Source organism: Melioribacteraceae bacterium, assembly GCA_030584085.1.
In the GTDB taxonomy this organism is placed as follows: domain Bacteria; phylum Bacteroidota; class Ignavibacteria; order Ignavibacteriales; family Melioribacteraceae; genus SURF-28.
The window spans coordinates 3,340,341-3,353,540 of record CP129490.1 but is presented as its reverse complement, the minus strand read 5'-3'; the positions used below and the strand labels follow the sequence as shown (position 1 = coordinate 3,353,540).

Sequence of the window (13,200 nt, the reverse complement as noted above, 5' to 3'; positions counted from 1 at the left end):
AAAATTACCGTGCATATAGTAAATTATACTGTTTGCCAAACTTCTTTGATATGTTTACATTTCAATCAGAAATCTTATTTGTGGAAAATCTTGATTATAGTTGAGTTAATATACAATCTCTCCTTATTAGTATCGCTTAGCGTTCTCTCCGGGTTTATAGATGCCCGATTTAAGAGAACGGAGACCACCGGTAAAATTTTCCAAGGCTTACTTTTCGGTATAACAGCAATCATAGGAATGTTATATCCTTTCGTTTTAACTGAAGGAATAATCTTCGACGGCAGAACAATAGTTGTGAGTTTGTGCACCCTTTTCTTCGGACCGATTTCCGGTTTCATATCGGTAGTTTTAGCTGCTAGTCTCCGGTTTTATATTGGTGGTGCAGGAATAATTATGGGAGTTCTTACAATTGTTGAGGCATTTTTAGTAGGCTATGCATTTTATTATTTCAAACAAAAATCATCTCTCAAAAATGTAAGCAATATGCAGCTTTACCTATTGGGTTTAATTGTTCACATTATTATGCTTGCACTCATTTTTTCACTTCCATCAGCTAGGATTCTACAAGTCTACCAGACAATCGGAATTACTGTTATTGGTGTCTATCCTTTTATGACTTTGATTATAGGTAAAATATTACACGATCAAGAAAGCAGCGGACAATTAGTAACATACCTGAAGAAAAGTGAAGAAAAATTCAGAACACTCGTAGAGCATGCATTTGACGGAATTTACATGATGGATGATACAAGATACACATATGTAAACGAAAGATTTTGTGAGATTACTGGATATTCTAAAGCAGAGCTAATATCTAAGGATTTTGATTTTACTAAACTTTTAACAGAGAAAAGTCTTGATTTAGTTAATGAAAGATACCTTGCAAGAAAAAGGGGTGAGTCGATCCCTCTAACTTACTCAATACAATTAAAGAGAAAAGATAATGCAATAAAAGAGGTTGAGCTAAGTACCGCATCAATAGGAAGCAAAGAACATATAAGCGTGATAGGAATTATGCGCGATATTACCGAAAGGAAATTAGTAGAGGAGGACTTAAAAAAATCAAAAGAAAGGATGCAGGTACTTGTTGAAGGAACACCACACCTATTCTTTTATGTGCAGGATGTTGAAGGTTATGTAAAATACATTTCTCCTTCGGTAGAAAAAATAACGGGATATACCGTTGAAGAATGGCTTGGTCAGCGGCATTGGTATGTTACGGATTCCAAAATAAACGATGAAGCAAAAAGAAGAACCCACATGCATCTTTCCGGAGTAATAAACACTGATCCCGTTTTTGTTGAAATAAAACATGCGGATAATTCACATATCATTTTAGAGGTTTATGAGAAACCAATTTTCCATGAGAGTAAAGTTGTTGGTTTACAAGGTGTAGCACATGATGTGACTAGACAAAAAGTCGCTGAAGATAAACTTAAAGAGCTCAACACCAGACTTCAAACCGCAATTGATGGAGCTAATATTGGAATATGGGATCAAGACTTTACAACCGGTAAAGTTTTACGTTTGGGAAGATGGGGAGAAATGCTTGGTTATTCTACAGAGACTATTAATGATGAATTAATTTCGTGGAAAGAACTTATTCACCCAGATGATTATAATTTAGTTGAGGACGCGATAGTTCAACATGAAAACATGAGAATACCCGAATTTAAGGTAGAACATCGACTAAGAACCGCAAGCGGTGACTATAAATGGATATTAAATTGGGGTAGAATTTATGAACGCGATGAAAATGGAAAACCAAGAAGAGCTAGTGGAATCCATCTAGATGTTGATGAAAGAAAAAGAGCTGAACTAGAATTAGAAGCTGCAAAATTACAAGCCGAAAGAGCTAATCAACTTAAGTCGGAATTCCTTGCGCAAATTTCACATGAAATTAGAAGTCCATTGAACGCTGTATTAAACTTTTCTCAACTACTTAAAGAAGAATTTGCCGATAAGATGCATGAGGATGTAAAAGTTTCTTTCTCGGGAATTGAATCGGCAAGTAAACGAGTAATAAGAACTGTTGACTTAATTTTAAACATGTCCGAATTACAGCTTGGTACGTATGAAGTTGTAAACAGGAACTTGAATCTTATAGCCATACTTTCAAACATCAGAAAAGAATACTCGAATTTAGCTAGAACAAAAAAATTAGAATTAAGATTTACATCCAATGTCGAGGAAGCCGAAATAAACTCTGATGAATACGCTGTAATCCAGATATTTGCTAACCTGGTTGATAACGCCATTAAATACACTAAAGAAGGCTATGTTGAAATTGGCATCGACAAAAATCAAACAGGCAGTTTTAAAGTTTCGGTAACTGATACCGGAATTGGAATGTCCAAAGAATATCAGGAACAAATTTTCGAAGCATTTTCGCAAGAGGAAAGAGGTTATACAAGAAGATTTGAAGGCAGCGGACTTGGAATGTCTCTTGTTAAAAACTATTGTTTATTAATCGGTGCAGAAATTAATATTCAAAGCGAACAAGGAAAAGGAACAACTTTTACAGTATTTTTGCCTTAAACAAATTCTAGCTTATCCCAAACAGTGCGCTAAATCCTTAAAAACTAATATCACAAAAGATCGGCTAAACTTTTCCCAAAATTCTTCGATAATTAAACGGTTTAGTCTGCGTGATAAATCGATAAAACATAGATTTGAAAATTCTCTTTTTCTCGGAAATTTTTCTAAATGAAATCGACATTCACATTTTTACTTCTTTACACGTTGAGTTTTATCTCAATCAATAATTATTTGTTTGCAAACCGTGAAGAATCTCAATTCGATAAATATTTGGATAGTCTGGCTGCTGCCGTTAAAATTCTTCCTGATGATACAAACAAAGTTAACTTGTTAAACGAAATAGCATGGAATTATATTCCAATAAGTGGTGACTCCGGATTAAGTTATAGTAAAAAAGCTCTTGAAATCGCAAATGATATAAAGTGGAAAAAAGGAGCAGCAATTGCTTACAATAATATTGGCGAATCCTTTCGCTTTAAGGGCGAAATAACAAATTCGATAGAAAATCATAACTATGCTTTATCTCTTTTCACGGAGTTTGATGATACTGCGGGACAAGCACATACTTTAAGTCAGCTCGGAATGTCTTACTTCAACATTTCTGATTTCACAAAAGCCCATGAATACTTCAACCGATCACTTACATTAGCAAGAACTATTAATGATAGAATGATTGTAGCAAAGAATTTAAGCCATCTTGGAATTATTCACAGCACATTAAAAGAATACGAACTTGCTTTAAAATATTTTGAAGAGTCGAAGAATATTTTTGAAATTCTAAATGAGAAGGGAAACATAGCAATTCTAATAGGAAATATAGGTTTAACAAACTACGAACTTAAGAACTACGAAATAGCGATTAAAAATTATGACGCGGCATTGCGAATATTTAGGGAACTAAACGATTTATGGAATATATCTGCTTTTCTTGGTAATAGCGGGCTGGTTTACTCTGATATTGGTAATTATAAAAAATCTGAATCGTTTTTTAATCAATCATTACAAATTGCAGAAGAAATAAATGATGAATATGGAATTGCTCATCAAATCGGAAATCTCGGGAAGATGTACTTAAAGCAGGTTCAAAACTACAAAGGAAATGATGTTCTACTTAAAAACGAACTTATAGATAAATCAATATATAACCTTCGTATTGCTGAAGGAAAGTTTAAAACGCTGGGTGAAAAAGATCAAACAAAAGAAATATTATTTTCTCTTTCTGAAGTTTATAAGCTGAAAAATGATTACAAAAATGCATTGGAAAAATTTACAAAAGCGGTTGAAATTCGTGATTCGATTTATACAATTGAAAACAACAAAATAATTGCCGAATTAGAGGCTAAGCAAGAACTATTATCGAAAGAGAAAGAAATTGAACTGCTTAACAAAGAAAAAGAAAATCAATTTATAATAACTATCGCCTTAATTGGATTTACTCTATTAACTGCGATCACTGTGATTATTATTTCTATTCTTTATATAAAACTTAAACGCGATAATAAATCACTAAAAGAAAATATTATTAAAAGGGAAGAAGTTGAAGAATCACTAAGACTAAACGAGATTGAGCTAAAAAAATATCATGAACATTTGGAAGATATTGTTGAAGAAAGAACAGCAAAGTTGGAAAATGAAATTGCAGAAAAACACAAAATAAAATCGGTTCTAAGCAAAAGTGAAGAAAGATATAACTTGGCTGTAGAAGCTGCTGAATTAGGGACTTGGGATTGGAATATAAACACAAGTGAAATTATTTATAGTGGTCGTTATAATCAAATGTTAGGATTTGATGAAGGTGAAATTGATTCTAACTATAATTCATGGGAAGAATTAGTTCACCCCGAGGATAGAGAATTTGTATTCAATAAACTTAGAGAACACCTGGATGGCAAATCCGAGATATATAAAACCGAGTATCGAATAAAAACAAAAAACGGCAATTGGAAATGGATTTTGGATGTAGGCAAGATAGTAGAATATGATACTAAAGGTAATCCTAAACGTGCAGCCGGTGTTCATCATGATATAACAGAAAGGAAACGTGCTGAATTAGAACTTGAAACCGCTAAATTGCAAGCTGAACGAGCTAATCAACTTAAATCAGAATTTTTGGCACAGATCTCACATGAAATAAGAAGTCCGCTAAACGCAGTTTTAAATTTCTCGCAATTATTGAAATCAGAATTTGCTAATAACATTAATGAAGAAGTCGAAATATCATTTTCCGGAATTGAATCTGCAAGTAAAAGAGTGATTAGAACGGTTGATTTAATACTTAATATGTCTGAACTTCAGCTCGGTACCTACCATGTTTCAAACAGAAAATTGAATTTGGTTGTTATGCTATCAAATATTAGGAGAGAATATTTAAACCTTGCAAAAAGAAAAAAATTAGATCTTCGTTTAGTCTCTGATGTAGAAACCGCAGAAATTTATTCCGATGAGTATGCGGTCAATCAAATATTCGCGAACCTTATTGATAATGCTATAAAATATACTTATGAAGGATTTGTTGAGATAGTTATTGTTGATCACTCAAATAATAAATACGAAATTCAAATTCGTGATACCGGAATTGGAATGTCGGAAGAATATCAAAAGGAAATATTTGAAGCTTTCTCACAAGAGGAGAGAGGATATACCCGAAAATTTGAAGGTAGCGGATTAGGGATGTCTCTTGTTAAAAATTATTGTCAACTCATTAATGCAGAAATTCAAATCGAAAGTGAAAGAGATAAAGGAACCACATTTAAGATAATTTTCGACAAATAAATTCCCGAGAGAAAATCGTAATGATCTTCTCTCGAGACAATTCGAGCCGCATAATTAAAATTCAACTACTTGACTTGCGCCAAAACCGGGACCCAAAAATATTGCATTCAAAAATAATCTTGCTGTCCCGTGAAATTGTGCACGGAAAAACGGAGTCTCAGCAAAAGAAATTATTTGTCCTCTTCCCACCCTTTCATGCATTAGATAACTCGCATATGATAATCTATGTTGAGCTTCCGGCCAGAGTAAGCCTGATAATCTAATGTTTTGTGGTGATTCCATTCGGCCTACAATCTCTGCTGAATTCAAACCCAGAAAAGAATAATTGCTGGAGTAAAAAACCGGAAGATTTTTTGTAAGTCCATTTGTTAACCAATGTTCTTCATCAAGTAAAACATTTAAAATAGCACCTTGAGGCATAAATTTGATAAAGTTTTTATCGCGCTCCGATTCTTCTTTTTCATCGATTATTAATACTGGTTTTACCGAATCAAGCATTGGCGATTCAGCTTCCCAAATTTTTGCACTATCAATAGAGATAGATTCAACAGCTAGTTTTTCCGCGACTTGTTTATAATAATCATTTAATTTTTTAATAGAATTTCTTCTCAGCTTTATATTAGAAATTCCAACAGATGAATCGGCTAAAGCTGCAACCGATCCTTCAATTGCAATCAAAGTTCCGCCTTGTTCAATCCAAGTTTTTAACTTGCTTGATGTTTGTCGATTCAAAACATCACTTAAACTTCCCCAAGCGGACGGCATAATCAACACATTGTATTTTCGAAGATCATAGAATCCTAGGTTATCGATATATATCATCGAAGTTTTCAATTCAATTCTATTATCTAACAAATACCAAAGTTCACCGAAGTTATACATGCTGGTTTTAGGCCCAACCAAAAAACCAACTTTAGGTTTTTCCAGCAATTCAAATTCGCCGCCGCCAAGATCAGCACCATCTTGAGCTAATGCAGTATTAACTCCGATAATTTCCACTGAATGTTTTTGAGCAAGATTGTTCAGCTTCTCTTCAACTTCACCGTTATCTTCTAGTCTAATGAGTAATGTTCCTTTTTCATATTTCCGGTTTTCGACTGTAAATGATTTACGAGCTGAATGAACTTTAATATTTTCTTCAGGTAAATCTTTTAAGAATTTTATAACCCGGTCATCTTTATATTCAATTAAATAGCCATATTTAGAATTGCTGTTAACAAGTTTTCCTTCGGTAAAAGTATATTGTGGAATTGTCGTTTTAACCGCCGGCAAACTATAGCTTTCAAAAGTGTTTAAACCAAATGAAAGCGGTAATGCCCAAGATGTAACTTCATATAGTTCGGAGCCTTCTCCCTTTAATAGAGATTCCCGTTCTGTTTTTAAAAATGATGTTTCTAAACGTGTGTCAAAGTCGAGAATTGCTTTTATTAATTGTTGATGCGGTTGTTCAAGCGGGACAATATATGAACCCTTTTTGAATTTTTTGTTTGAAGTTTGCCTATCGTAGTAACTTTTCACTTTGGAAATTTCGAAACCTTCTTCTGCTTCTAAAACTTCTATGCCCTGGAATTGTAATACTTTCATTAATGAATCAACTCGACTTTCATTTGTTGATCTTTCAAATACGTATGCTTTTATTCCTAAAGGATGAGAGGCTTTCAATCCTTCCGAACGAATTTCATAAAACGTCTTCATCAATTCGCTTTTGTTTTTTACTGCAGTCATTAGGTTTGCTAAAGAACCGACATATTGATGATGAACCGATTCCGCATAGGTTAAAATTCTTCCTTCCGGTCTTTTTACATTCAAGCCTGCCGTTCTTGCTTGTTCATAGAGGATACTAACCGCTCCGTAAAAACTTGGATAAGAACTTCCATAACCGGGGAACCAATCCTCAAGCCATTCTCTCGTATAATAACTCCATCCGTAATTATCCATCGCGGCTGCTTGATCTTTAGCAAAAACATTCCACCAATTTTGAATTTTTTTATCTAAGTATGGATTAATAGGTTCACGCGGTGGATTAAACAAAAACGAACTAAACGATCCCATCTCATGTGCGTCAACTACAAATTGAGGAAACCATTCCATCATTATTGAAACTCTTGATTTTGTTTCCGGTTGAGAAAGAATAAACCAATCGCGATTTAAATCAAAGTGATAATGATTAGTACGTCCGGTCGGCCAAGTTCCGGCATGTGGTAAACTTTGTGTATCATCTGTTGGAATTTTTCCCGTCCATTGCTCACGGTCGCTTAAAAATCTTTCTCTACCATCAGGGTTTTCCATCGGATAGATTATTGTGACTAAGTTGTCCAACAGTTTCTTCGTTTCCTCATCTTCTCCGGCGGCTAATTGGTAAGCAAGTTGAATCGATGCGTCTGTTCCGGACAATTCATTACCATGAATCGAATACATCATCATAGCTACAAGAGGTGTTTTCTGAATAATGCTCTCGGCGCTTTGTTCATTTGTTTTGCGAGGATCAGCTAATTCTTTAATATTAGATTGAATCGTACTTAAGTTGCTAATATTCTTTTCGGAAGAAACAAACAAATAATAAAGTTTTCTGCCTTGATGAGTTTTACCACGCCATTCAAGTTTAACTCGATCTGATGCTTGATCTAAATACATTAAGTAGCTTTCGGTTTCATCGTATCTTGCCGGTCTTTCGCCAATTGAAAATCCCAGAAATTGCTCCGGCTTTTGAATTGTTGAATTATACTCATTTGTCGAATAGAAATTGAATTGTGATTGGGCAAGTGTAATAATTGTTAAACTTAAGATGATTGACAACTTCCTCAACATTTTTTATCCCCTATATTGAAAAGTTTTCAAAGATAATTAGATTAAATGAAAAAATTCTATTATAAATTCGACAAAATTGCATTCCTCATTTTCAATGGGAAATTATTTATACATCACAAAGTCCTAACATTTTTTATATTTACGTTCACACATTAACAAATTGATTGAATATGAAAAGATTGATAATCTCGTTACTACTAATTATAAGTGTTTCTACGGCACAGGACTTTAACACAGGCAGTTTTTATTTACAATTAACAAACGCGGGTTCAACTTTAATCGGTTCACCAAATCAGCAGAATCTTCAGATTGTAAGAATCAGTGCACTAATTAGCGGTTCTGAAGGAGAAGTTTTTGATTATTTAAATGATGCCGATAGCGATACGACAGCTTTCACATTACCTACTCCAAGATTCGGAAACTTTCATGTAGCAACTATTTTTGATAATAGTTTTTCCTTTGCTCCACCGGCTTATGAAGTTGAACTTAATTCTTACGGATGGACGAACGGTTCTTATGCTATCTCACATTACAATGTAACCAATATAGATTCGTTTACTTACAACTCAAAATTTGGTTTGGAGATTTTACCTTTTGTTGATAATCTTTACGGAAATGAAACAATCGTTTATGATTCCGAAGCTGATTATATAAAAATTTATAAAGATAGTCTTTCTACATATATCGGCGTAAAATTTTTGAATAATCCCTTAATTTCGATGAATGTAATCGAGTGGGATACGGCTTATAATCGTTCAGATTCACTTTTATACGCAAACCTTTTTAGTAATGAAATTTTGCCGGAATATACTGCCGGTGAGTTAGGATCGATAATTTTCCCGGGAATAGATCCGCTAATTATAAATCCCGGAGAAACTTATGATGTTTACATTGCCCTTGCGGTCGGAATAGATGAGATACAATTAGATTCGAATATGACTCTGGCTGTTGAAAGATTTAATTCAGATATAACTTCGGTAGTTGATAATGAAGCTCTGCCCAAACAAATTGTTCTTGAACAAAATTATCCGAATCCTTTTAATCCCTCCACTGTAATTCAATTTAGTTTACCAAGTATGCAAAAAGTTGAATTGGCAGTTTATAATGTACTTGGACAGAGAGTAGAATCATTGATTAATGAACAGCTTAGTCCGGGTCTTCATAAAATTGAATTCAACGGAAATCGTTTATCATCAGGCGTTTACTTTTATAGGTTGATAACCGACAATTTTGTGCAGACACGTAAAATGATTTTGGTGAAGTAAACGGATAAGCTAGCTATCCACACAACTCCCCGAAAGGGTAGTTACAAATTATACAGAAATTGCTTATCTATAATTGAATAATTATCGAAGATGAGCATTAAAAAGATTATAATATCATTTCTGATTTCAAGCGGCATAATATTCTCGCAGATAAACATTCGCTCGGTTGAATCTTTTTCTGTCGAAGATGGATTGAGTCAAGCTAGTGTTCATTCCATTTTCCAGGATTCACGTGGATTAATATGGTTAGGCACTGAAGGCGGAATCAATAAATTTGACGGTTATACAATCACTCCCTTTCATACAATCGATTCAAGAAAAGTTTTGACATCACGCGGCACTATCTTCTCAATAATTGAAGATCATCTTGGCGATATTTGGTATGGTTCTTCCGGTGTATTAAGCAGACTTCACATACATTCAGAAAAACCGGAAAACCTTAATCAACTTTTGAACGATAATAGCCTAGAATTCGGGGTAGTACAATGTGTTTTTGAAGATTCCCAAAATAATATTTGGTTCGGAACATTTGGACAAGGTTTCTATAAAGTTTCTTCCGATTTCAAAGAAATAAAAAATTATCGTAACGATCCCGACTCAACCGGTGATTCGAGTTTAGATTATGTTAGACATTTTTATGAAGATGGAAACGGAATTATATGGATTGCAACTTACAAAGGTTTGGTTAAATTCAATCCACGAACAGAATTTATAGATAATGTTTTTGAAAATATCACAGGATTTAACCATACGGTTATTTACAAAATAATTCCTTTCCAAAATAAACTTTTGTTATTTACAGGATCAAAAGGAATTTTAATTTATGATCCAAGATCGGAAATAGTAGATGATTTCAATAAAAATTTTAATCTGCAACTTAAGGAATACTCATTACGAGATGCCGTTTTTGATAAGGAAGGAAATTTATGGATATCTGCTTATGGAGCAGGTGTTATAATATGGAATAGTCGTAAAAATACATTACAAAATATCAGCGAGTTACTTGATCAAAAAATTCGAAGTCAACTTTTAGAATCTCTTTCCATCTTAATTGATAGAAGTGGAATAGTCTGGATTGGTACACAACGGGATGGTTTGATAAAGTTAATACCTGGTAAAGAGAAGTTGAATTCCATTAACGCAAGTGAAAGCAAGTATGATACAATTGAAAGTTATTTTGCAACGGCAGTTTCTAAACATGAAAATGGAGATATCTGGTTTGCCTCAAGTTCAGGGTTGTACAAAATTAATCGGAATACCAAGATTGCTGTAAGATTATCTCTGTCTAATGAGTTTACTCCCTACATGATGAAGATTTATAACATAATTTTTATGAAGAATAAAGCATGGCTTTCTCTAGTCAAAAACTTGATTAAATATGATGTACAAAATGATAGATATGAAAAAATTGAATTTGATTGTAAGGGAAACATTACAGAAGTATTTCAACTTGATGAAGAACATTTAATAATCGGAACATCGTTCGGTGAATTATTCGTATATAATACAGCAAATGATAATACCAAAAAATTCTCGATTCCCGATTCAAAGAATATGCAGACTTCAGTTCTGGATTGTTACTTAGATGATTCAAAGCAACTCTGGATCGGAACCAACAATGGTTTATATATCGCCAATCCTTACATTGATTCAGTTGTAGTCACTGAGATTAAATTAAACTTAAAAATCGATTACATTTCTTCACTAACAAGTTTTGATAACAAAAAAATATGGTTTACGACCTATGGCGATGGGCTGTTCGCTTACGATAAAGTTACATCTCAATTAGAACATTTTACTCAACAAGATGGTTTGCCTGATAACATTCTTTATGCGGCACTATTTGATGATAATAATAAGCTTTGGATGAGTTCTAATCGGGGTGTTTTTGAATTTGACCCAATAAAAAAAACTGTCAGAACACTTGATCCGAAAGACGGAATTCAAAGTTATGAATACAACAGTAAAGCATTTTCGAAAAGTAAAGACGGTGAATTATTTTTCGGTGGAATAAACGGATTTGATCATTTCTATCCTCAGGACATTGTCGTAAATCAAATTCCTCCCAAAATATTAATCGACAAAGTTCTTCTGTATGACAGTGTTGTAGTCAACAACATTTCAGAAAGCTATAAAGAAATTCTTGAATTCGATCACTTCGAGAATTCAATTTCGTTTGAATTTTCGGCGCTGGATTTTACAAATCCGGAAAAGAATAATTATGAATATATGCTTGAAGGAATTAATAAAAATTGGATAAAAGCCGGTACTAAAAGATATGCAACATTCCCGAATATGAATCCCGGTCAATATAGATTTGTTGTTAGAGGATCAAACAGCGATCAAGTATTTAATGAAGAAGGAATTGCATTATCGTTTGTAATTCATCCTCCGTTTTGGGCAACTTGGTGGTTTAGATTTATACTCATTTCAGCGGCGCTTTTAGTTTTATATTCCATTTACAAGATGAGAATAATAAACCAAGATAAACGTATTAGAGAAATTGAAACCATACGAAAAAGAATCGCTGACGATTTTCATGACGATCTCGGTCATAAACTAACAAGAATTTCTCTTTATTCTGAGATGATAAGGAATCAAGACGAGTTTGGTACAAATAAGCAATTGTATCTTGATAAGATTAGTGAAGCTTCAAACTCATTATTTTATGAAACTAAGGATTTCATCTGGTCATTAGATCCCGGTAATGATTCTGTTTATGACGTGTTGGTTTACTTAAAAGATTTTGGTGATGATTTTTTTAATCGCTCATCTATAGCGTTCAAGGTAAACGAAATAGATGAGAAATATAAAAAGTACACACTTCCGATGAAATGGAAGAGAGAAATAATATTGATCTTTAAAGAAGTTATGAATAATGTTTTAAAGCATTCACAAGCATCATCTGCCGAAATGGAAGCTGAAATTAGTAACAAGAATTTAATAATACGATTATCTGATAACGGTAAAGGATTTGACACAGAAAAAAATCATACAAACGGCAGAGGATTAACAAGCATTAGAAAACGCGCAAAAATTGTCGATGGTAAAATCGAAATTCAATCAGATGAGAAGGGAACAACAGTTCAGCTATCTCTAATAGTTCCGGAGGAAAGAAAATGATATATGTTAGTTTAGTTGAAGATGACGACGAAATTCGGGAAACTATAAAACTTCTTATAAATAATGCGGAAGGTTTTAAGTGCATTAGTGATTTCCGAGATTGTGAAACCGCAATTCCCGAATTACAAAAAGAAATTCCGGATGTTCTACTTATGGATATTACACTTCCCGGGATGACCGGAATTGAAGGTGTAAGAATTCTTAACGATAAACTTCCTAATTTGGATATCATAATGCTCACAGTTCACAAAAGTGATGAGGTGATATTCGATTCACTTTGTGCAGGTGCCTGCGGTTATTTGATGAAAAATACACCACCTCATAAATTGTTGGAAGCAATTAAAGAAGTTATCAGCGGCGGCTCCCCGATGAGCACTTCAATTGCAAGAAAGGTAATTACTTCATTCCGAGTTACAAAAGATTCACCTCTAACAAAAAGAGAAACAGAAGTACTGAATGAACTTTGCAAAGGGAAAAGTTATAAAATAATTGCCGATACTCTCTTTGTAAGTGAAGACACGGTTCATTTTCATATCAAAAATATTTACCGTAAACTCCAAGTCCATTCAAAATCGGAGGCTGTTGCTAAAGCCATAAAAGAGAAACTAGTGTAATTCAAAACACCCAACTCCGGTAGTATCATTTCGGCATTGATTTTTTCAACTTAGCATTAGATCAATTAATAATCCTGTGG

Annotated in this window: 6 protein-coding genes; 5 read left to right on the top strand and 1 reads right to left on the bottom strand. The window is 33.6% G+C overall.

The window, feature by feature from the left end:
- Nucleotides 1-9 precede the first annotated feature (9 nt).
- Nucleotides 10-2,538, top strand: coding sequence for a PAS domain S-box protein (locus QY331_15030; GenBank protein WKZ69273.1), 2,529 nt, complete (start codon nt 10-12; stop codon nt 2,536-2,538).
- Between the two features lie 168 nt (nt 2,539-2,706).
- Nucleotides 2,707-5,310: a tetratricopeptide repeat protein gene (locus tag QY331_15025; GenBank protein WKZ69272.1), complete on the top strand. Its 2,604-nt coding sequence runs from the start codon at nt 2,707-2,709 to the stop codon at nt 5,308-5,310.
- 54 nt (nt 5,311-5,364) lie between these two features.
- Here QY331_15025 and QY331_15020 read toward each other — a convergent pair whose 3' ends face one another.
- Nucleotides 5,365-8,118 (bottom strand): M14 family metallopeptidase, encoded by a 2,754-nt coding sequence (locus QY331_15020; GenBank protein WKZ69271.1) that lies wholly within the window; start codon nt 8,116-8,118, stop codon nt 5,365-5,367.
- A gap of 170 nt (nt 8,119-8,288) precedes the next feature.
- Between QY331_15020 and QY331_15015 the strand changes: the two genes are divergently transcribed.
- The 3 genes from QY331_15015 (at nt 8,289) to QY331_15005 (ending at nt 13,120) form a co-directional block, all read left to right on the top strand.
- Entirely contained in the window at nt 8,289-9,383 is a 1,095-nt protein-coding gene (locus QY331_15015; GenBank protein WKZ69270.1) for a T9SS type A sorting domain-containing protein, read from the top strand.
- Between the two features lie 90 nt (nt 9,384-9,473).
- On the top strand, nt 9,474-12,506 hold the full coding sequence (locus QY331_15010) for a two-component regulator propeller domain-containing protein (GenBank protein WKZ69269.1): 3,033 nt from the start codon (nt 9,474-9,476) through the stop codon (nt 12,504-12,506).
- Entirely contained in the window at nt 12,503-13,120 is a 618-nt protein-coding gene (locus tag QY331_15005) for a response regulator transcription factor (protein WKZ69268.1), read from the top strand. The genes QY331_15010 and QY331_15005 overlap by 4 nt, the downstream gene beginning before the upstream one ends.
- Nucleotides 13,121-13,200 lie beyond the last annotated feature (80 nt).